Origin of the sequence: Hydrogenophaga sp. (assembly GCF_022844385.1) — a bacterium.
Taxonomy (GTDB): domain Bacteria; phylum Pseudomonadota; class Gammaproteobacteria; order Burkholderiales; family Burkholderiaceae_C; genus Hydrogenophaga.
The window spans coordinates 1-21,468 of the sequence record NZ_JALHLX010000043.1 but is presented as its reverse complement, the minus strand read 5'-3'; the positions used below and the strand labels follow the sequence as shown (position 1 = coordinate 21,468).

General features: G+C 65.2%; 18 protein-coding genes, 1 other RNA gene and 2 pseudogenes. 15 read left to right on the top strand and 6 right to left on the bottom strand.

Going from position 1 to position 21,468, the window contains the following annotated elements; all coding sequences use genetic code 11:
* Positions 1–51: 51 nt before the first annotated feature.
* Positions 52–2,037 (bottom strand): SDR family oxidoreductase, encoded by a 1,986-nt coding sequence (locus tag Q0C59_RS09790; protein ID WP_291214580.1) that lies wholly within the window; start codon positions 2,035–2,037, stop codon positions 52–54.
* Between the two features lie 206 nt (positions 2,038–2,243).
* Between Q0C59_RS09790 and Q0C59_RS09785 the strand changes: the two genes are divergently transcribed.
* The 12 genes and pseudogenes from Q0C59_RS09785 (at position 2,244) to htpX (ending at position 12,885) form a co-directional block, all read left to right on the top strand.
* Entirely contained in the window at positions 2,244–2,798 is a 555-nt protein-coding gene (locus Q0C59_RS09785; RefSeq protein WP_291214577.1) for a phasin family protein, read from the top strand.
* A gap of 118 nt (positions 2,799–2,916) precedes the next feature.
* Positions 2,917–4,185 (top strand): patatin-like phospholipase family protein, encoded by a 1,269-nt coding sequence (locus tag Q0C59_RS09780; protein WP_291214574.1) that lies wholly within the window; start codon positions 2,917–2,919, stop codon positions 4,183–4,185.
* Between the two features lie 7 nt (positions 4,186–4,192).
* The gene (locus tag Q0C59_RS09775) at positions 4,193–4,852 is read left to right on the top strand and encodes a TetR/AcrR family transcriptional regulator (RefSeq protein WP_291214571.1); all 660 of its coding nucleotides are present in this window, start codon (positions 4,193–4,195) and stop codon (positions 4,850–4,852) included.
* A 17-nt stretch (positions 4,853–4,869) separates the two neighbouring features.
* On the top strand, positions 4,870–5,643 hold the full coding sequence (locus Q0C59_RS09770; protein WP_291214569.1) for a hypothetical protein: 774 nt from the start codon (positions 4,870–4,872) through the stop codon (positions 5,641–5,643).
* A gap of 22 nt (positions 5,644–5,665) precedes the next feature.
* Positions 5,666–6,583, top strand: a complete 918-nt coding sequence (locus Q0C59_RS09765; RefSeq protein ID WP_291214568.1) for a LysR substrate-binding domain-containing protein — start codon at positions 5,666–5,668, stop codon at positions 6,581–6,583.
* A gap of 149 nt (positions 6,584–6,732) precedes the next feature.
* Positions 6,733–7,005 (top strand): annotated as a pseudogene (locus Q0C59_RS09760) (hypothetical protein); the annotation flags it as partial.
* A gap of 24 nt (positions 7,006–7,029) precedes the next feature.
* Positions 7,030–7,651: pseudogene (locus Q0C59_RS09755) on the top strand (amino acid ABC transporter ATP-binding protein); the annotation flags it as partial.
* A 140-nt stretch (positions 7,652–7,791) separates the two neighbouring features.
* Positions 7,792–8,691, top strand: a complete 900-nt coding sequence (locus Q0C59_RS09750; protein WP_291214564.1) for an amino acid ABC transporter substrate-binding protein — start codon at positions 7,792–7,794, stop codon at positions 8,689–8,691.
* A gap of 26 nt (positions 8,692–8,717) precedes the next feature.
* Positions 8,718–9,773, top strand: a complete 1,056-nt coding sequence (gene pyrC / locus Q0C59_RS09745; RefSeq protein WP_291214562.1) for a dihydroorotase — start codon at positions 8,718–8,720, stop codon at positions 9,771–9,773.
* The gene (locus Q0C59_RS09740; protein ID WP_291214559.1) at positions 9,773–10,540 is read left to right on the top strand and encodes a DUF3025 domain-containing protein; all 768 of its coding nucleotides are present in this window, start codon (positions 9,773–9,775) and stop codon (positions 10,538–10,540) included. Before pyrC ends, Q0C59_RS09740 begins: the two co-directional genes overlap by 1 nt.
* Complete coding sequence (locus Q0C59_RS09735) at positions 10,537–11,922, top strand: glutamine synthetase family protein (RefSeq protein ID WP_291214556.1); 1,386 nt, start codon at positions 10,537–10,539, stop codon at positions 11,920–11,922. The genes Q0C59_RS09740 and Q0C59_RS09735 overlap by 4 nt, the downstream gene beginning before the upstream one ends.
* Before the next feature lie 93 nt (positions 11,923–12,015).
* Positions 12,016–12,885, top strand: coding sequence for a protease HtpX (gene htpX / locus Q0C59_RS09730; RefSeq protein WP_291214553.1), 870 nt, complete (start codon positions 12,016–12,018; stop codon positions 12,883–12,885).
* 154 nt (positions 12,886–13,039) lie between these two features.
* Here the strand turns inward: htpX and Q0C59_RS09725 are convergent, their stop codons facing one another.
* Both Q0C59_RS09725 and Q0C59_RS09720 read right to left on the bottom strand, forming a co-directional pair.
* Positions 13,040–13,765 (bottom strand): glycine zipper 2TM domain-containing protein, encoded by a 726-nt coding sequence (locus Q0C59_RS09725; RefSeq protein ID WP_366518842.1) that lies wholly within the window; start codon positions 13,763–13,765, stop codon positions 13,040–13,042.
* A 75-nt stretch (positions 13,766–13,840) separates the two neighbouring features.
* The gene (locus Q0C59_RS09720; protein WP_291214550.1) at positions 13,841–15,700 is read right to left on the bottom strand and encodes an NAD(P)/FAD-dependent oxidoreductase; all 1,860 of its coding nucleotides are present in this window, start codon (positions 15,698–15,700) and stop codon (positions 13,841–13,843) included.
* Positions 15,701–15,836: 136 nt separating this feature from the next.
* Between Q0C59_RS09720 and rnpB the strand changes: the two genes are divergently transcribed.
* An RNA gene (rnpB, locus tag Q0C59_RS09715) (RNase P RNA component class A) lies at positions 15,837–16,241 on the top strand.
* A 7-nt stretch (positions 16,242–16,248) separates the two neighbouring features.
* Here the strand turns inward: rnpB and Q0C59_RS09710 are convergent.
* The gene (locus tag Q0C59_RS09710) at positions 16,249–16,797 is read right to left on the bottom strand and encodes a Crp/Fnr family transcriptional regulator (protein WP_291214548.1); all 549 of its coding nucleotides are present in this window, start codon (positions 16,795–16,797) and stop codon (positions 16,249–16,251) included.
* A 329-nt stretch (positions 16,798–17,126) separates the two neighbouring features.
* Between Q0C59_RS09710 and Q0C59_RS09705 the strand changes: the two genes are divergently transcribed.
* Entirely contained in the window at positions 17,127–17,936 is an 810-nt protein-coding gene (locus Q0C59_RS09705) for a Crp/Fnr family transcriptional regulator (RefSeq protein WP_291214546.1), read from the top strand.
* Between the two features lie 13 nt (positions 17,937–17,949).
* Here Q0C59_RS09705 and Q0C59_RS09700 read toward each other — a convergent pair whose 3' ends face one another.
* Complete coding sequence (locus Q0C59_RS09700; protein WP_291214543.1) at positions 17,950–18,756, bottom strand: metallophosphoesterase; 807 nt, start codon at positions 18,754–18,756, stop codon at positions 17,950–17,952.
* Positions 18,757–18,765: 9 nt separating this feature from the next.
* Positions 18,766–20,487: an MBL fold metallo-hydrolase gene (locus tag Q0C59_RS09695; RefSeq protein WP_291214540.1), complete on the bottom strand. Its 1,722-nt coding sequence runs from the start codon at positions 20,485–20,487 to the stop codon at positions 18,766–18,768.
* 67 nt (positions 20,488–20,554) lie between these two features.
* Between Q0C59_RS09695 and dapF the strand changes: the two genes are divergently transcribed.
* Entirely contained in the window at positions 20,555–21,430 is an 876-nt protein-coding gene (dapF, locus tag Q0C59_RS09690) for a diaminopimelate epimerase (RefSeq protein WP_291214537.1), read from the top strand.
* Positions 21,431–21,468: the final 38 nt, after the last annotated feature.

Genomic DNA, 21,468 nt, shown 5'->3' with positions numbered 1-21,468 from the left:
GCCACGAAAGAAAAAAACTCACTTCAAAAACCAAAAACCAAAAACCAAAAATCAGAAGTGAATCCCCCGCATCATCTGCTGCATCGCCACCGCCTCAGCCGACAACTGCGACTTCGCCCCCTTGTCCCCCTTCGCAGCCGACGAATCCGGGAACATGCGGAAGCTCGTGTTCATCACGATCTGCGCCACCCGCGGCACCATGGCGTGCATCATCTGCCCGGTGATGCCCAGACGCGTCGCAATGCGCACCGGCTTGAAGATGCAGGCCTGCGCGATCATGTCGGCCGCTTCTTCGGGCGCGAGCGTCGGCACGTTCTTGTAGATCTGGGTCGGCGCGATCATGGGCGTGCGCACCAGCGGCATGTTGATGGTGGTGAAGCTGATGCCCTGGTCGGCAAATTCACTCGAAGCGCATCGCGTCCACGCGTCCAGCGCGGCCTTGCTGGCTACATAGGCTGAAAAGCGGGGTGCGTTGGTCAGCACGCCGATGGAGCTGATGTTGACCACATGGCCCTTGCGTTTGGCCACCATGCCGGGCAGCAGGCCCATGGTCACGCGCAGGCAGCCGAAGTAGTTGAGCTGCATGGTGCGCTCGAAATCGTGAAAGCGGTCGTAGCTGCCTTCAATCGCGCGGCGAATTGATCGGCCTGCGTTGTTGATGAGGAAGTCCACGCCACCGTGGTTGGCCACCAGCAGTTGCACAAAGCGGTCGGCGTCCGCCATGTCGGCGATATCGGCCGGGTAGGCGATGAACTCGTAGCCCTTGTCTTTGGCCTCCTTGCAGGCTTCGTCGAGCTTGTCCTGGTCGCGTCCGCAAATGATCGTGGTGGCGCCGGCCTCGGCGAACTTGTGCGCGGCCGCCAGACCAATGCCCGAGCTGCCGCCGGTGACCAGCACCACCTTGCCTGCGACCGTGCCCTTGAGGCTGCGGTCGATGTGCAGGTCGGGGTCGAGGTGGCGCTCCCAATAGTCCCACAGGCGCCAGGCGTAGTCCTTGAAGTTGGGACACGCAATGCCGCTGCCCTTGAGCGCGGCGAGTGTCTCGCGGCAATCAAAGCGCGTGGGGTAGTTGACGAAGGTCATCATCTCCTCGGGCAATCCGAGGTCCTGCATGATGGCCTTGTAGACACGGCGAACAGGCGCAAGCGCCATCAGGCCCTTCTTCACGCTCTTGGGAATGAAGCCCATCAGCGCGGCGTTGATGAACAGGTTCATCTTCGGCGCGTGTGCGGCCTTGCTCAGGATGTCGAGCACGTCGCCCACGCGGTAGCCCATCGGGTCCACCAGGTGGAAACAGGCGCCGCTGCTGCGTTTGAGGTGGCTGATGTGGTCGAGCGCGTCCACCACAAAGTCGACCGGCACGATGTTGATGCGGCCACCCTCCAGGCCGACGCTGGGCATCCATGGCGGCAGGATCTGGCGCAGGCGTTGAATGAGTTTGAAGAAGTAGTACGGCCCGTCGATCTTGTCCATCTCGCCGGTCTGGCTGTCGCCCACCACGGCGGCGGGGCGGTACACGCTCCACGGCACCTTGCACTCCTGGCGCACGATCTTTTCGCTCTCGTGCTTGGTCATGAAGTAAGGGTGGTCCAGACCCTCCGCCTCGTCGAACATGTCTTCGCGAAACACGCCCTCGTAGAGGCCGGCCGCAGCGATGGACGACACATGGTGGAAGTGGCCAGCGCCGATGGCCTTGGCGAACTCCACCGTGTTGCGCGTGCCGTCCACGTTCACCGCGATCTGGCTCTCGGCATCGGCCTCCAGGTCGTACACCGCAGCCAGGTGGTAGAAGTGATCGATCTGTCCCTTGAGAGCTTTGGTCTCGTCGGCCGACACACCCAGCTTCTTGCTGGTGAGGTCGCCAAACACCGGCACGGCGCGCGCCGCGCTCACGCCCCAGGCCTCACGCAGCGCCGCCACCTTGCCTTCGCTTTCCTTGCGGATCAGGAAGTGCACCACCGAGCCCTTGCGCTGCAGCAGCTTGGCCACCAGGCGCTTGCCGATGAATCCGGTGGCACCGGTGACGAAGTAATGCATGAAGGTCTCCTGAAACAGATGGGTGGAAGCGATGGGGATCGACCTGCATTCTTGTCCACGAACGGGCACGTCCCATTCCGCAAAAACCCGCGTACGCCGCGCCCGCATTAGTCTTGCGCCCCTACACATGGCATACGGGCTGCCCGTACAGTGGCTGCACTCGGGCTTGAGGCCTGTCCATGCATTTCAATCAACAGGAGCACACCATGGTCAAGAAAATCCAGAAAACCGGCAGCGGCAACAAGGCATCTGCGCAGGCGATGAACTCCCCGCTGTCCGGCGCCATCAAGGATTCGGCACAGCAGATCTGGCTGGCCGGCCTGGGTGCATTTGCCAAGGCGCAGGAAGAAGGCGGCAAGGCTTTCGAGTCCCTGGTGAAGGAAGGTCTGTCGATCCAGCGCAAGACCCAGGCCGTGGCCGAAGAGCGCATTTCGGAAGCCACCAACAAGGTCAGCAGCATGGCCACCGACATTTCCTCCAAGGCCTCGGGCCAGTGGGACAAGCTGGAGTCGATCTTTGAAGAGCGTGTGGCCAAGGCGCTGAACAAGCTGGGCGTGCCTTCGGCCCGCGATGTGGATGCGCTGATCAAACGCATTGACGCGCTCAACCAGCACGTGCAGCAACTCAGCGGCAAGGCACCCGCCAAGACCGCTGCCCGCAAGGCCGCGCCCGCCAGGAAGGCGGCTGCCAAGCCCGTGGCCAGGAAGGTCGCGGCCAAGCCCGCTGCCCGCAAGACCACCCGCAAGGCCGCCACGGCGTAAGTGTCGTGAGGCCTGACGGCAGCACTTCAAACAGGGGCGTTCGCGCCCCTTTTTTGCGCCCGTGCTCGATGCTGCAACGCAGCATGTCGAGCCACACCCGCGGTCTACACTCAAACGCATGACGACTCCGCGCGCAGCCCACCCCATGCCATCTTCCTTGCCTTCTTCAAGGCCAGCGAAAAGCCGTTTGGGCAAAGCTGGCGGTCCCCGCATTGCACTGGCCCTGGCCGGTGGCGGACCGCTCGGTGCCATCTACGAGATCGGCGCCCTCTGCGCACTGGCCGACAGCCTGGACGGTCTTGACCTCAACCGCTGTGATCACTACGTTGGTGTGTCCGCCGGCGGTTTCATAGCCGCCGGTCTGGCCAACGGCATCAGCCCGCGTGCGCTGTGCGAAGCCTTCATCGAAGACGGGAACGACAACGACAACTTTGATCCCGCCTGGTTGCTCAAGCCCGCCTGGGCCGAGTTCGGTGATCGGTTGCAGCGCCTGCCCGGCCTGCTGGGCAGCGCGCTGTGGGCCTGGGGCGTGCAGGGCAAGGCCTTCACCAATGCGTTCGAACGTCTCGGGGCTGCGCTGCCCACGGGTGTGCTGGACAACGAGGGCATCCACCACCAGATCGAGCGACTGTTCAGCCAACCTGGGCGCACCAACGATTTCCGTCGGCTGCGCGCCCGCCTCACGCTGGTCGCCACCCAGCTTGACACGGGCGAGGCCGCACCCTTCGGCAAGGCCGGTTGGGACCACGTTCCAATCTCGCGGGCCATCCAGGCCAGCGCCGCCTTGCCCGGCCTGTTTCCTCCTGTGGAAATTGATGGCCAGCACTATGTGGACGGAGCGCTGAAGAAGACGCTTCATGCGACTGTGGCGCTCGACGAGGGCGTGGGCCTGCTGCTGTGCCTGAACCCCTTGGTGCCGTTTCGCGCGCACGCCGTGGGCGAGCAGACCGATCACATTCCTTCGCTGGTCGAGGGTGGTTTTCCGGCGGTGATGAGCCAGACCTTCCGCTCCATGATCCATTCACGGCTGGAGTTGGGCATGAAAAACTACGAACGCCTCTACCCGGGCAGCGACATCGTGCTGATCGAGCCCGACCAGCGCGACGCCAAGCTGTTCACCGCCAACACCTTCAGCTACCGCCAGCGCCGCGAACTGGCTGAACACGCCTACCAGCAGACCCGAAAGATGCTGCTCGAACGGCAGAGCGAACTCGCACCCAAGCTGGCGCGCCACGGCGTGACGCTGAACCAGGCGTCGCTGCACAACCCCGACCTGTGCCTGGTGAACGAACCCTCGGTACCGGCGCAAACCACACTGGGTCGACAACTGCACGCCACCCTGGACGATCTGCAGCGCCAGCTCGGCCAGCCGGCCCTGGGCCGCTGAACGCGCCATGGCCAAAAAAGCCCCGCGCCGCACCGCCGAGCGCATCCTGGAGGTCACGCTCGAACTCTTCAACCGTTTCGGCGAGCCCAACGTGTCCACCACGCTGATTTCGGCCGAGCTGGGTATCAGCCCGGGCAACCTCTATTACCACTACCCGGCCAAGGACGAGCTGATCAATTCGCTGTTCGAGCGCTACGAAAAAGCGCTGGGTGAGCTGCTGGGAGCCAGCGAGGGCGTGCGCAATGTGGAGGACGCCTGGTTCTTCCTGCACTCACTGTTCGAGATCATCTGGGAATACCGCTTTCTGTACCGCGACCTCAACGATCTGCTGTCGAAGAACCGCATGCTTGAAACGCACTTCCAGACCGTGTTGAAAGACAAGACGCGCGCCATCCGCAACCTGCTGGCGGCCCTCAGCCGCCACAGCGCGGTGACGATGGACGCGCGCGAGATGGAGCCCACCGCCGACAGCATGGTGGTGGTGCTCACCTACTGGCTGAGCTTCGAGTACGTGCGCGATCCGCGCCACGCGCTGGAGCCCGACAACGCACAACAAGCCCTCATGCGCGGCGCCTACCATGTGCTCAACCTGTTGGCGCCCTATCTGGAGAGCTCGCAGCGCCAACACCTGATCCATCTCACGGCGGCCTACAGCCCCGCTGCCTGACCCCCGAGGAGACAACGATGGACAACTGGACCCCTTTTCCCTGGACCGTGGTCCCCCGGTATGACAGCACCCTCTTGCAAGGCCAGTGGAGCCGCCTGCACACGGGCGATGCCGAACCCTGGCCCGAGCGGGCCGACGTGCTGGCGGCCTGGGTGCTCTTTCACAACGGCGAATTCCAGCGCGCCGCCATGGAGGGCCTGGCCTTGGGTGACGCGGGCCTGAACGTGGCCAACAAGGCCACCTGCATTTATGCCAACTACCTCGAACCGCGCGAACATGCCCGCCAGCAACTGCTGCTGGACGCCGCCAGCCGGGCCGAAGCGCTGCAGAAGCGGGAGCCGAACAACGCGGGTGGCTGGTACTGGCAGGCTTATGCGCTGGCGCGCTACAGCCAGTGCATCAGCGTGGCCAAGGCACTCACGCAAGGCCTGGGGGTGAAGATCCGTCAGGCGCTGGAAACCACCATCGCGCTGGCGCCGCGCCATGCAGACGCCCATCTGGCCCTGGCCGGTTACCACGCTGAAGTGATCGACAAAGTGGGTGCGCTGGTCGGCGGCATGACACATGGCGCCAGCAAGGACGCCGGTCTGGCGCTGTACCAGAAGGCCCTGGCGCTGAACCCCGACTCGGCCGTCACGCTCTCCGAGTACGCCAACGGGCTGATCATGCTGGAAGGCCACAAGCGCATGGACGAAGCGCGCCACCTGCAAGACCGCGCGGCAGCGGTACAGCCGCTGGATGCAATGGAGCAGCTATACGTTGCCTCCGTACGGTTGGTGCTGGAAGGTTAGGGCAGCGCCATAATCGCGCCCCATGGAAACCAAGTGGCTCGAAGATTTTGTCAGCCTGGCTGAAACCCGCAGCTTCAGCCGCTCGGCTCAGTTGCGCCATGTGACGCAGCCGGCTTTTTCGCGGCGCATCCAGTCGCTGGAAGCCTGGGCGGGCACCGATCTGGTGGACCGGTCTTCTTATCCCACACGCCTGACGCCGGCAGGCCAGACCCTGTACGACCAGTCGCTTGAGATGCTGCAGGCCCTGCAGAGCACCCGTGCCATGCTCAGGGCTCACACGGCCGCTGCTCAGGATGTGATCGAGTTTGCCGTGCCGCACACCCTGGCCTTCACGTTTTTCCCCTCGTGGCTCTCGGGCCTGCGCGAGACCTGCGGCCCGATCAAGAGCCGCCTGATTGCACTGAATGTGCACGACGCGGTGTTGAGGCTGGTCGAAGGCAGCTGCGACTTGCTGATCGCCTACCACCACGAGTCGCAGCCGATCCAGCTCGATGCCAACCGCTACGAAATGATGCCGCTGGGCCGCGAATTGCTGGCGCCGTATGTGAAGCCCAATGCCACCGGCGCGCCCACCTACGCGCTGCCCGGTCTGGCTGGACAGCCGCAGCCCTACCTGGCCTATGCGCCCGGTGCTTATCTGGGCCGCGCAGTGGACCAGATGCTCAAACAACACGCGGCCCCGGTCCACCTCGACCGCATTTACGAGACCGACATGGCCGAAGGCCTCAAGGCCATGGCGCTGGAGGGTCACGGCATTGCCTTCCTGCCTGCGAGCGCAGTGCGCAACGATTTGGCCGCGCGCAAGCTGGTGTCGGCTGGCGGCGGACTGGAGACGTCGCTGGACATCCGCATCTACCGGGAGCGCCCCGCTGCGCGCAAGGCCAAGGGCCCGGTGGAGAAGTTCTGGAGCGACCTTCACCACCGGCTCGCAGGGGCCTGATTCCCGGAGTTGCAGGCCCTTGACTCCAATGGGAGGGGCTCGGCCACAGGCGTCAATTCGCGGTGTCGGTCTCCGAACTCACCATGTTTGCCATGCAGGCCCAGGAAGAGACCTCACGCGGCGACGAGGTGTGCGTGGCCTTGACCGGCCTCTACATCGTGGCCACCATCTACGTCAACGGCATGCGCAGCATTGCCTTGGTGATGGTGATCCTGTGGTTCTTCCTGCTGGTGCCGCTGTTGATCGGCAAGCCCATCGGGGCCGAGATGTCGGCGGTGATCACCTTCATTGCCTTCGAGGCGGCGTACTTCGGTCGCCCGATCGAAGCCTGCCTCGCCGCTGCCGTCGTCGATTTCGTCATGTGCTGCGCGCTGTCGTGGTCCGTCAAACAACTGCACAAGAAGATCGCCATCATCCGTTGATGCATCCGTTACTCAGGAATTGCCATGATTGAACTCAAGAACGTCTGCAATTGGTACAGCAGCGCCCAGGTGCTGACCGATTGTTCCACCAACATCCAGAAGGGTGAAGTGGTCGTGGTCTGTGGTCCCTCGGGCTCGGGCAAGTCGACCCTCATCTAGACCATCAACGCGCTCGAACCCTTCCAGAAGGGCGAGATCACGGTCGATGGCGTGTCGGTGCACGACCCCAAGACCGACCTGCCCAAGCTGCGCAGCCGCGTGGGCATGGTGTTCCAGCACTTCGAGCTGTTTCCTCATTTGTCGGTGACCGAGAACCTCACGATCGCGCAGATCAAGGTGCTGGGTCGCAACCCCGATGAAGCCAAAACGCGAGGGCTGAACATGCTCGACCGCGTGGGCCTGTCGCTGCACAAGGACAAATTCCCGGGCCAGCTCTCGGGAGGTCAGCAACAGCGGGTGGCGATCGCGCGCGCCTTGTCCATGGACCCGATCGTGACGCTGTTCGATGAGCCCACCTCGGCGCTCGACGTGAAGGGCGGTCTGGCCAACGAGGGAATGACCATGATGTGCGTGACGCACGAGATGGGCTTCGGGCGCAAGGTCAGCAACCGCTGTGATCTTCATGGACGTGGGCGGCGAGATCCTGGTGCACTGATTCCTTCTCCAAATACTGTCGGGGGGTTAGAGACATCCCGGTGGTGGGTGCCTAAGCTTCATTCAGCTGCCATCTGGCAGAGATCGCAAGCTAGCTTGTCTCGGCGGGCGTTGCACAACAGGAGAGTTTCCATGGCTCAGGCGTCTCGGTTTTTTCGCTGTTGCGTTGTTTCGGTCGTTTGCCTGGCTGGCGCGGCCCATGCCCAGACCGCTCCTGCACTGGACCAGATTCGCGCGAATGGAAAGCTGGTGCTGGCACACCGAGAGTCGGCAGTGCCGTTTTCCTACGTGGACGAACAAAAGAAGCCCATGGGCTATGCGCTGGACATTTGCCGAAGGCTCGCTGTCGCGGTGCAGCAGAAGCTCGGGTTGTCTCAGCTGACGGTCGACTTCGTGCAGGTCACGCCGTCCAACCGCATCGACATGGTGGCGCAGGGCAAGGCCCACATGGAGTGTGGCTCCACCACCAACAACGCGGCGCGCCGCGAAAAGGTGGAGTTCACCATCCCTCACTTCATCACCGGTGCGCGGCTGTTGGTCAAGTCCACCAGCCCGGTGGATCGGCTGGACCATCCCGCCCTCAAAACCGTGGTGTCCACCCGCAACACCACACCGCTGGCGGCGTTGCGGCGTCTCAATCTGGAGCGTTTGCACAAACTCCGGATCCTCGAAGTGGATGACCACCAGCAGGCCGTGAGCATGGTTGAAAACGGCGAGGCGGATGCCTTCGCCATGGACGACGTCTTGCTCTTTGGTTTGGCGGCGGCGCGCCCCGACCCCAAGTCCTTGAAGGTGGTAGGACGCTTCTTCACCACCGAGGCCTTGGCCATCATGCTGCCCAAGGACGACCCTGCTTTCAAGAAGATCATTGATGACGAGATGCGCCGGCTCATCTACAGCCGCGAGATCCATGCCATCTATGCCACGTGGTTCGAGAAACCCATTGCGCCCAGGGGCACAACGCTGAACCTTCCTGTCAGTTACCTCTTGCGCGACTTCTGGAAGTTCCCCTCGGACAAGGTGACCATGTAGGTTGGGCGGTTTGCGACAATGGGGGGATGAACGCTGCGACTGTCACCCCCACCAACACCCTCACAATCACCCGTCCGGACGACTGGCACCTGCACGTGCGGGACGGCGACGCCCTGCGCACCGTGGTCCCGCACACCGCCGCCCAGTTCGGCCGCGCGATCATCATGCCCAACCTCAAGCCGCCCGTGACCACCGCGGCGCAGGCTGTGGCCTACCGCGACCGCATCCGTGCCGCCGTGCCCGAGGGCACGAGCTTCGAGCCCTTGATGACGCTGTATCTGACCGACAACCTGCCGGCCGACGAGATCGCGCGCGCGAAGGATGCCGGTGTGGTGGCCCTCAAGCTGTACCCGGCCGGCGCCACCACCAACAGCGACGCTGGCGTCACCGACATCCGCAAGACGTACAAGACGCTGGAAGCCATGCAGCGAGCCGGGTTGCTGTTGCTGGTGCACGGTGAAGTGACCTCGCCCGACATCGACCTGTTCGACCGCGAAGCCGTGTTCATCGACCAGCAGATGATCCCGCTGCGCCGCGACTTCCCCGAACTCAAGGTGGTGTTCGAGCACATCACCACGAAAGAGGCCGCGCAGTACGTGGCCGAGGCCGGGCCGTTCACGGCTGCCACGCTCACCGCGCACCACCTGCTCTACAACCGCAACGCCATCTTCACCGGCGGCATCCGCCCGCACTACTACTGCCTGCCGGTGCTCAAACGCGAAACCCACCGCCAGGCCCTGCTGGCCGCCGCCACCAGCGGCAACGACCGCTTCTTCCTCGGCACCGACAGTGCGCCGCACCCGGCGCACCTGAAGGAACACGCCACCGGTTGCGCGGGCTGCTACACCGCGCACGCCGCGATCGAGATGTACGCCGAAGCGTTCGACTCGGTGGGTGCGCTCGACAAACTGGAGGCCTTTGCCAGCTTCAATGGTCCGGCCTTCTACGGCCTGCCGCGCAACAGCGGCAGCGTCACCCTGAAACGCGAAAGCTGGACCACCCCCGAGAGCTTCCGCTTCGGCGAGGCCGATCTCAAGCCGCTGCGCGGCGGGGAAGTATTGCCCTGGCGCCTGCAGGCTTGATGTTGGACGGCGTGTCGCCGGACTGGTCCAAACCGTGGTTCGCACCGGTTGCCGCCGACGGCAGGTCGGTTCAGGGCCACCTGATCGCAGGCCACGCCTTGCCCCAAGCGCTGGGTGCGTTGCCGGCTTGCCCGGTCCGCTTCGTGCCCCAGGCCGACCTTCCCCCCGGCACCGCCTACGAACAGTTCATCTTCGACACCGGTTGCGTGCCCACGCGTGACAACCTGCACGACTTTTTCAACGGCTTGTGCTGGTTGCGCTTTCCGAAGACCAAACAGCGGCTGAACGGGTTGCAAGCGGCCGAGATCGCTGCGGCCGGCGTGCGCGAGGTGCGTGGGCCGGTGCGCGACGCGTTGACCTTGTTCGACGAAAACGCAGCGTTGCTGCAGGCCCCCGAGCCACTGTGGGACGCCTTGATCGAGCGCGATTGGCAGCGGTTGTTCGTCACGCTGCGCCCGCTCTGGATGCATGCGCGGCTGGTGCTGTTTGGCCACGCGCTTCTCGAAAAACTGGTCACGCCCTACAAGTCGATCACAGCCCACGTGTTGCGCGAGCCGGTTCCCATGGACCTGGGTGACGACCTTGCAGCCTGGGACGCCTGGCTGGCCCAGGGCCTGAGCGCGCCGCTGCTGGCCACCAAACCATTCACGCCCTTGCCGGTGCTGGGTGTGCCGGGCTGGTGGCCGGCGAACGACGATCCTGCTTACTATGCCGACGCTGGGGTGTTCCGTCCCCGGCGAACCAGCATTTCATTGGACCACCCATGACCTTGCCGATCCCGCCCTCCTGGGCCCACCTGAATCTGGCGCAAGACGCCGACCGTGCCGAACTCGCCGCCCATTTCCGGGCCAGCGGTGTGCGTGATGTCGAGTGCCTGTTTGCCGACGTCACCGGCTACCCGCGCGGCAAGCTCATGCCCGCGGCCAGCTTCGCCGCCGGTGGTGAGTTGCGCATCTGCCAGGCCATTCCCATGCAGTGCGTGACGGGTGAGTACTCCTACGACCCGATCTTTCCCGACAGCGACCCCGACGTGCGCCTGGTGCCCGATCTGGCCACGCTCAAGCTGGCGCCGTGGGCCAGCGTGCCCCGCTACCTGGCGGTGCACGACTGCGTGGAGCTCGACGGCAGCCTGTGCGAGTTCGCTCCGCGCTCGGTGCTCAAGAATGTGGTTGCCCGCTACCAGGCCATGGGGCTCACGCCTGTGGTCGCGCCCGAGATCGAGTTCTACCTGACCGCCGCCATGACCGACCCGGCCCAGCCGCTCACGGCACCTCTGGGGCGCGGGGGCCGCCCCGAGGTGGGGCAGTCGGCGTTCAGCCTGAACGCGCTCAACGAACTGGCGCCGTTCTGGGACGCCTTCCACGTCGCCATCGACGCCCTGGGCATCCGGGCCGACACCTGGCTGCACGAGGTGGGCCCCTGCCAATACGAGATCAACCTGCTGCACGGCGACCCGGTGGCGGTGGCCGACCAGGCCTTTCTTTTCAAGACGGCAGCGCGCGAGATCGCCCTGCAACACGGGCTGAATGCGGTGTTCATGGCCAAGCCCCTCGCGGGTGAGGCCGGCAGTTCCATGCACCTGCACCAGAGCGTGCTGGACGCCGAAGGCCACAACATCTTCAGCCAGGCCGACGGCTCGGCCAGCGACGCCTTTCTGCACTACATCGGCGGCTTGCAGGCCTACACGCCCGACCTCACGCTCATCTACGCGCCCACCGTCAACTCGTACCGCCGCTACGTGGCGGGCAGCCAGGCCCCCACGAACGTGGAGTGGGGCCACGACAACCGCACCGCGGGCTTGCGCGTCCCGGTGAGCGCCCCGGTGGCGCGCCGGGTCGAGAACCGGCTGGCCGGCGCCGACGCCAATCCCTACTTGGCCATGGCCGCCACACTGGCCGCCGGTCTGGCCGGGCTGCAGGATTGCCGGGCGCCGCGCGAGCCGGTGACCGGCAATGGCTACGACCTGCCGCGTGGCCTGCCGCGAACTTTTTCAACCGCCCACGAACAAATGGCGGCGAGTTCCCATGCATCCCGCTTGTTGGGTGAGCGTTTCGTGCGTGCCTACCTGGCGGTCAAGGCGGTGGAGCACGACAGCTTTCTGAACGAGATCAGCGCCTGGGAACGCCGATTTTTGCTGCCGCAAGTCTGAAGCTGGGGGGTGCCTGAAGGCAGCGCGGCTTGAAAAACCGTGCAACCTGCCCCACTTATCATCCCGTTGTCTTTGACCTTCCTCGGAGTCCCCATGAAACGCATCCTGCTGTTCGTCCTGACCAACTTTGCCGTGATGGCGGTGTTGTTGATCACCACCCGTATCCTGGGTGTGGACCGCTTCCTCACGGCCAACGGCCTGGACCTCACGGCGCTGGCCGGGTTCTCGCTCATCATCGGCTTTGGCGGTGCCATCATCTCGCTGCTGATCAGCAAGCCCATGGCCAAGTTCAGCACCAAGGCGCGGGTGATCAACCAGCCGCAGACGGCCGACGAAGCCTGGATTGTGGAAACCGTTCGCCGGTTCGCCGACAAGGCCGGTATCGGCATGCCCGAAGTCGCCATCTTCGAGGGCGCGCCCAATGCGTTTGCCACCGGTGCGTTCAAGAACTCGGCGCTGGTGGCGGTGTCCACCGGCCTGCTGCAGAACATGACCAAAGAGGAAGTCGAGGCTGTCATTGGTCACGAGGTGGCGCACGTGGCCAACGGCGACATGGTCACCATGACGCTGATCCAGGGCGTGATGAACACCTTCGTGGTGTTCCTCAGCCGCGTCATCGGCTATGCGGTGGACAGCTTCCTGCGCAAGGGCGACAGCAACTCGTCAGGCCCCGGCATCGGCTACATGGTCACCACCATCGTGATGGACATCGTGCTGGGTTTCCTGGCCGCCATCATCGTGGCCTGGTTCAGCCGCCAGCGCGAGTTCCGCGCCGATGCGGGTGCCGCCGGTCTCATGGGCCGCAAGCAGCCCATGATCAACGCCCTCGCGCGACTGGGTGGCCTCACCCCCGGCGAACTCCCCAAGACCATGCAGGCTCTGGGCATCACCGGTGGCTTGGGCAAGCTGTTCTCGACGCACCCGCCGATCGAAGAGCGGATCGCTGCATTGCAAAAGAACTGACCGACCCCCCCGCGTCGCCTGCGGCGCCACCCCCCTTGGAGGGGGGCGACACCTGAGGCCCGGCAAAGCCGGTTCCTCGGTGTCTCTGGTGGGGGGCACGTTCTCCGGAAACAAAAAAAAGCGACCCTCGGGTCGCTTTTTTCTTTTGCCTGCTTCAGCGGTTGCGGTCCCACCGGTCATTGCCCCGGTGGCCATCGCGGTGCCTGTGGCTGTCATGTCGGTTGTGTCCCGGGTGGAACGAACGATGGCCGTTGATGAAAATCACCCCTGGCGACACCTGGTAGCGCGGGTAGTACTGCGTGCCGATGGTGATGCGGGTGTTGGACGGGTAGTACTCGGTCTGCGGACGGTAGATCGGGGCGTTGTTGTAGACCGGCGGGGCGTAGCCCTGAGGGGGCAGGGCGTCCGCAGGCGACACGTTGAGACGGATGTAGGGGCCCGGGTCCTGCGGCATCTGCACGTTGTACTGGCGCCCGGCATATTCGTAGACCACGTTGTAGGCCACGGTGCGGTTCTCGTAAAACGTCTGCGTCCCGCACTGGCGGTAGCTTTCGGTGTAGGGCTGACCGGGGCCTTCAACGCGGTTGCCGATGATGGCGCCGCCGATGAGGCCGATCACGGTGGCAGCTGCTCGTCCGCTGCCGTTGCCGATGGCGTTGCCCGCCGCACCGCCTGCAATGCCGCCGATCAGGGCACCCGCGCCCGATGGCTGGCCCTGGTAGGTCACGCGCTCGTCGCTGCACACCTCGCGCGGCACGGCCACCTGCTGCACCACCGGCGTGCTGCTGAGCACCCGGCCTTGTTCCTCTTGTGCATGCGCAACGCCGGTGCTGCCGAATGCCAGCAGGCTCATCACGGGGATCAGAACGGGATATTTCATGGCGAACTCCTGATAACAACGGCGAAAGTGTGCGCCAGGGCCGTCAATCCGAGATGCACGGCTTGTAAAGATTCGTCACGCCGAGGGCGATTTCACGCTCCCGATCGAGGTCTGTGGCGTTTTCAGCAGATCGAGCACCAGGGCCTCGGCCACCTTGAGGCCGTCCACCCCTGCCGAGAGAATGCCGCCGGCATAACCCGCGCCTTCGCCCGCCGGGTACAGCCCGCGCGTGTTCAGGCTCTGGAAGTCGTCACCGCGCGTGATGCGCAGCGGTGCCGAGGTGCGGGTTTCCACGCCGGTGAGCACCGCGTCGGCCATGTCGTAGCCCTGGATCTTGCGGCCGAACACCGGCAGCGCTTCGCGCATGGCCTCGATGGCGTAGGCGGGCAGGGCGGGCGCCAGATCCCCCAGCTTCACGCCCGGCTGGTAGGAAGGCATCACCTCGCCCAGCACGCTGGATGGGCGCTGCGCCACAAAGTCGCCCACCAGCTGGCCCGGAGCCTCGTAGGTACCGCCACCGAGCTGGTAAGCGCGCGCTTCGAGTTCGCGTTGCAGCACGATGCCGGCCAGCGGGTGGGTCTTGCCCTCGGCCGCGAGCGCGGTGGCCTGCGCGGCGTAGCGCATGCCGTCCCGCTCACCGAAGGCGGCGGTCCACAGCGGCGCATCCTGGGGAAAGGTCTGCGGGAAATCGACCGGTTCGATGCCCACCACCAGGCCGGCGTTCGCGTTGCGTTCGTTGCGCGAGTATTGGCTCATGCCGTTGGTGACCACGCGCCCGGGCTCCGAGGTGGCCGCCACCACCATGCCGCCGGGGCACATGCAGAAGCTGTAGACCGCGCGGCCGTTTTTCGCGTGGTGCACCAGCTTGTAGTCGGCCGCGCCCAGCAGCGGGTGGCCACTGTGGCGGCCCCAGCGCGCGCGGTCGATCACGCCCTGCGGGTGCTCGATGCGAAAGCCCACCGAAAACGGTTTGGCTTCCATGAAAACGCCCGCATCCCACAGCTGCGCAAAGGTGTCGCGCGAGCTGTGGCCCAGCGCAAACACCACCCGCTGCACTGGCAGGTCGACGGTGTCGCCGCTGTCCAGGCGCCGCACTCGCAGCGACGCGATGCGCTGCTCGCTGCCGTCTTGGGCGAGGGTGAGGCCACACACCTGGTGCTGAAAGCGGATTTCGCCGCCCAGCGCAATGATCTTTTCGCGCATGGCTTCGACCACACGCACCAGCTTGAAGGTGCCGATGTGCGGGTGTGCGGTGTACAGAATTTCGCTGGGTGCGCCCGCGTCCACAAACTCCTGCATGACCTTGCGGCCGAAAAAGCGCGGGTCCTTGATCTGGCTGTAGAGCTTGCCGTCTGAAAACAGACCGGCGCCGCCTTCGCCGTATTGCACGTTGCTTTCGGGGTTGAGCACGTGTTTGCGCCACAAGCCCCAGGTGTCCTTGGTGCGCTCACGCACCGGTTTGCCGCGCTCCAGCACGATGGGCCTGAACCCCATTTGCGCCAATGCGAGCGCGGTGAACAGGCCGCAGGGGCCCAGACCCACGACCACCGGGCGTTCGCTTTCATGTGCAGGCCAGTCGCTGGGCGCACGCCCGGGCGGGTACCAGGCCATGTCGGGCGTGGGCTGGATGTGGGGCCTGTCCACGAGTTGCGCGAGCAAGGGGGCTTCTTGGTCGGCATCGGCCAGCGTCACGTCGACGATGTAGACCGCGAGCAGGTCGGCCTTGCGCGCATCGAAGCTGCGTTTGAAGACGTGGAGATGCGCGATGTCGGAAGCAGGCACATCGAGCGCAGCGGCGGCCAGGCGGGTGAGTGCTTCGACCGGGTGGGGCGGCGGCTCGCGGTCGAGGTCGGTCTCGGTGGGGGCGTCGGCGGAGCGGCGGTGCTCGGTAGGCACCTCGGCCAGGGGCAGCTTGAGTTCGGAGAGTCGGATCATGGCGGCGGGTGGCTTGTGGCGATCAAGCAATCCAGGGCAAAACCCGGATTGTCCGACACCTTCGAGGCACGCTCTGCCTCAGCGAGGAAATGGGGTGGAAGACAAACGCGTGTTCGAGACGGGATAATGCATGGGTGAAGCGCGCCAGGCCGTCGCTGGCACTGGCCCGAAAGGGCGCCCGAAAGGGGGTGCTGGAGGAACGTCCGGACTGCACAGGACAGCGTAGGAGGTAACACCTCTCCACCGACAAGTTCATCGAGTTCGCTCGACGGGCCCCAAGGTGAGGATCAGAGCAACAGAGACGAGCCGCTTCAGTGCGGGTGAAACGGGCAATCTCTACGCGCAGCAATACCAAATAGGCCAGTCTGAAGCGACACGGTTCGCCGTGTTGACGATCCTTGTGGTTCCGCAAGGTGAGCTGGCGGGTAGGTAGCACCGAGCCGGGTGGGCGACCCCCGGCCCAGATGAATGACGGTCACATCCGGGCCTTCGCAAGAAGGTTCCGGATGCACAGAATCCGGCGTAACGGCGCGCTTCACACTTATCACTCAGGCATGCGGCAGGCCATTGGTCAAGGCAGGTCGCCTGGCCACGGCGCGCAGACCGTCCAGATCGAGGATGTGGATGTGCCCGCGCTGGTAGTCCACCAGTCCCAGCTCCTTGAGTTCCACCGCCGCCAGCGTCACGCCCGCGCGTCGCACACCGAGCATGTCGGCCAGGTGGGCGTGGGTGAGGAGAAGATCGCTGTGACCGTTGCGCGCGTGGCTCAGCAGGATCCAGTTCGCCAGACGCGCCTTGATGTCTTGCGTCTGAGAGGCTGCGGCAAGGGAGGCAACTTCCTGCGAAACCCCCCACAGGTAGACGGCGAAGGCGCGCAGCAGGTGGGCGCGCCGCGCAACCAACCGTTGCATGGTTTCCCCCTCTGCGCGAAAGGCTCTGCCACCGCGCTGCACATGCAGGGTCAGGTTGCCGGCACCCAGGCCGAGCGCGTGTTGAAGTCCCACGGCGCCTTCCTGACCCGTCAGCCCCACGGCCAGGCCACTGCCATCGGTGTGGCGCACGACCAGAGACACGCTGGCAGTGGTCAGAAAGTGCACGTGTCCATTGGGTATGTGAGGTGCTGACAGGATATCGCCCGTGTGCAGGTCGACAGGCTTGCAGTGGCGTTCGAGCAGGCGCTGATCATCTGTGGCCAGTTGGGCCACGAGGCCATTGTGCGTCAGGGTCAATGGGGCTCCCGTTCAGGATTCAAGGCAAGGCGTCAACGGGATTTCCATGGGCGGATGGGCGGTGCCGATGTGAGCATGCGTAGAAGAAGTGTAAGTGGCGCGTGCGTGGAATCCGACATTGTGTTGTGGTTTGCAACACTGTTTGATGCAACTGCCGAGCTGCAAGAGGCGAGCCTCGTACAGCAGTCTGGCGACGTATGTTCGTTATCGAACAATCAAGCCGGTCTTTGCCCCTACACTGTCGGGCGCCCGGTCATCTCGGCCCCGCACCCAAGTTCGCCTGCGGGCGGGAGCACACATTGCCAGCCGATCAACGATTCAACCGAGTGCTTGCCTCTCTCGTGCAGGGCGACCGGTTGCCTTGGGCAGATCACCTTGAACTGGTCGACTTGCCCGCCCGGCACGAGTTGCAGTCGTGTGAAGCATCTGCGCTCCATGTCCACTTCCCGACCAGTGCCCTCGTGGTGCTGATGCAAGCGTCGCCTTCGGGTGACGAGGCCCCGGTGGCCTTGGTTGGCAACGATGGTGTGGTGGGGGTGGCTGCGTTCATGGGCACGTTGCCGGAGGCCAGCCGGGCTGTGGTCATCCACCCGGGGCACGCTTGGCGACTGCCCGCCAGCTTGCTCTCCACCGAAGTGCCGGGCCCCTCGCAAGTGCTCAAGGCGACAGTGGGCTATTTGATATCGCTCACCTCGCAGCTCTCGCAGACCGCCTTCTGCCAGCAGCACCACAATGTCGAACAGCGCCTCGCGCGCTGGCTGCTCAACGCCATGGATCGCCTGCCCGGTGATGAGGTCGCGATCGACCTTGGCGAACTCGCGCCGTTGCTGGGCGTGTCTGCTGATGCGCTGGCGCGTGCTGCCGCGCAACTGGTCGGTGTTGGTGCCCTGGTGTGCGAGCCGGGGCGGCTGGTGATGCCGCGTCGCGCCGTGCTGGAAGCGCAGTCGTGCGGTTGCCATGTCGCGGCCGAGGACGTGGTGCGCTGGTCTGCACCGGCACCTGATTGACCGGGGCTGCCGCTCAGAGCAGCCTGGGCATGTAGCCGGTGCGCAGGGCGTGGGCCCAATCGTGACGTCCGTTCCGGGCCGCCAGATGGGCCGCAGCTTCAGCGTCGTAGGGCACCGAAATCAGGGCGGCGTGCCATTGGCCATCAACCTTCTCTGCGATCGCATAGTGCGCGTCGGGGCTGCCGTTTTCCACCCGGTGGTAGCTGGAGAGCGGGTGGGCGCGGCTGACGTCGTAGGCCGGCATGCCAACCGCGCCCGGGTTGACGATCAGCAAGCCGGTGGTGAGGCGCACAACCCGCGGAATGTGGGAATGGCCGCAGGCCAGCAAGCGCACGTGGGGCGGCACGCAGTCGCCCAGACGCTCCGCAATCTCGGGCGCCAGCGCGGTGCGGATTCCCTCGCCTTCGGCCGTCTCCAGGAGGTATTCCACGGTGCTGCGTGGTGTGCCGTGGCACAGGGCCACCTCGGCGCCCAGCCGCTCTTTCCACAGTTCGCCGGTGTGCAGGCGCGCATCCAGCGAATCCTGCAATGCCGCCAGCCACCACCGCGAGGGATCGTCCAGCTCTCCCGCGGCAAAGGCGTCCGAGGTGCTGCGCTCGCCGGTGGAGACCTGCAGCACCTGGGGATCGTGGTTGCCAGCGATCTGCAGCCAGTTCTGGCGCATCAGGAAGTGAGCGGTCTGCAGGGGCATCAAGGGCCCGCTGACCATGTTGCCCAGGTTGATCACCTCGTTCACGCCACCGCGCCGGGCGATGTCGGTCACCACGGCCTGCAGCGCCGAGAAGTTGCCATGGACATCGGACATGACCGCGATTTTCATGAATACCCCTCACAGATTGAAACCGCCCAGGCTTTGCAGCCGCTCCACGTGGGCCAGCAGGGATCGCTTGGCCACGGGCCACAGCCGTTCGGGCACATCATCGTAGGCCAGTCGGACCCAGTCGTCGGCCGAGCCCTCGGGCGACGCCTGCATGGCGCGCGCGACCTTGGCTTCGCGCTGCAGGCGGTGCGCCTTGAGGTGGGCAATGGCCTGCAAGGCACCACCATCCAGGGGCGCAGAGACATTGTCTTCGCTGGCCCGCCAATCTCCTAACACGTAGCCGTGTGCGGGCAGGATGAATTCGACCCGGTGCTGCCGGCAGCGGTCTGCGAGCTTGTCCAGCGAATCGAGATAGGCGCCCATGCTGCCGTCGGGCGGGTCGATCACGGTGGTGCTGCCATTGAGGATGTGATCACCCGTGAACAGCAGGCCGTCCTCGATCAAGACCAGGCACAAGTGGTTGGCCGCATGGCCGGGGGTGTGCACCACTTCCAGCGTGTGTGTGATGGTCCTGTCGCCCGATCGCCCCGTCAGCACGATGTGTTCGCCATCGAGCAGTGACCGCTCGGGTGAAAAGCGGCTGTTTTCCCGTGATGTGGGCGCGCTGGGCAGCCCAAGGATGGGTGGTCTGTCCAGGCCAGCCTCTGTGCACAAGGCCTGCAGCCGCGGCGCGCCGGGCGAGTGGTCGGGGTGCGAATGGGTGCAGACGATGGCCTGGATGCGGCCACCAGCGGCGCGCCACAGCCGCTCGATGTGGGGCGCATCGTCCGGACCCGGGTCGATCACGATGTGCCCGGTGGCTGGATCGCCCACCACATAGCTGTTGGTGCCCGGGCCGGTCATGAAGCCCGGGTTGGGTGCCGTCAGGCGCTGCACGTTTTTCAGCAGCTGCACCGGCCGTTCGTATTGCCAGTCCAGGCTGTGTGCGATCTGACCGTCGGGGCAGACCAGGGCGAGCTCGCCGAAGGGGGGCTCGTGTTCCATGTGGCGCGATTCCGCACCGCGTGCGAAGCCGGCGCGCGGGCAGCTGGTCCACAGGGGTTCGTCGTTCACGGCGCAGGCGTCCAGCACGTCCTGCACCGTTGCATGGGCACGCAGGCGCTCCAGCGTGCGGATGGTCGGGAAGATGATGAAAAAGCTGCCGGCTTCGTGGCGCGCCAGCGCATCGGCCGGGCGCACCCACACCGGCTCGAATTGCTCGGCCTCGTCGGCCACCGGGGACTGGCCTTCGGGCATGCGCGCCACGAGAAAGGGCACGTCAAAACGGCGCGGCAGGTCGCGGTCGGTGATCCAGTGCGCCAGCACGAACACACCGGCACCGTCGAGCTTGAGCCCTTGTGACCGGCACTGCGCGGCAAACGGAGCTTGTCGGTCGAGCGTGGCGATGTCGCTGTCGTCCACCGGCGAGCCATCGGCGCGGTGGGCCAGCAAAACGCCGAGTTCTTCAAAACTCTCGCGGATCGCCGCAATGGCCTGTGTGAGGTGCAGATCGCTCTGTGTGGTGCGGCGCGTGGCGCTGTCATGGGACTGCGCGTCGGCCGCATCGATGCCGCCGCCGGGGAACACATAGGCCCCGGGCGCGAAGCTCGCTGTCATCGAGCGTCGAGTCATCAGCACTTCGATCCCGGGGCGGGCGGGGTCGGTGCTGTCGCGCAGCAGAAGCACGGTGGCGGCCGAACGCAATGGTGCGGGCGCACGTTGGGGATGCAGGAGTTGGGTGGGTCTGACCATGGCCGCATTTTGCGGGAAGCCTGCGTCCTTGTGAGTCCGTGTTCAAGTGAGCGCCGATAATTGCCCCATGCACATCCGATTCACCAAGATGCAGGGCGCCGGCAACGACTTTGTCGTGCTGGACGAGACGCGCGGACGGCTCGGACTCTCGGCGGCCCAGTACCGGTTCCTCGCCGATCGCCACTTCGGCGTGGGCGCCGACCAGATCCTGAGCGTGCGCTCCACGCTGGAGTCCGGGCTCGATTTTGAGTACGTCATCCACAACGCCGACGGCGGCGAGGTGGAGCACTGCGGCAACGGCGCGCGCTGTTTTGTGCGCTTTGTGCACGACAAAGGCCTGAGCCAACGCAACCCCCTGCGGGTGAAGGTCGCCAACGGCGAGCTGGAATTGCATGCCCACGCCGATGGGCGTGTGACGGTGGACATGGGCCCGCCCGTTTTCGCGCTGGACCGGGTGCCGTTCAATGCCCAAGGCTTGCAGGCCGAACCCATGGGCAACTTCGAGCGCTGGCCGCTGGCCCTGCCTTACGCGGGCGACGTGCCGGTGGCCGTGCTCTCCATGGGCAATCCGCACGCCGTGCTGCTGGTCGACGACGTGAAGACCGCGCCGGTGCAGGCCTGGGGCCCCATGATCGAGCGGCACGAGCGGTTTCCCCAACGCGTCAACGCCGGCTTCCTGCAGGTGCTGAGCCGGTCCGAAGTGAAGCTGCGTGTGTTCGAGCGCGGTGCTGGCGAGACACTGGCCTGCGGCACCGGCGCCTGCGCCGCTGTGGTGGCGGGTATCCGGCTGGGCCTGCTCGATGCGCGTGTGGACGTGCACACCCATGGCGGCGTGCTCACCATCGAATGGCAGGACAGCCGCCGCCACGACAGCGCGGTGTTCATGACCGGCCCGGCCACCAGCGTGTTCGACGGCGAGATCACCATTCCCGACATTGGCTGACCCCAGCCCCGACCCCACAGACCCATGAACAACAACAT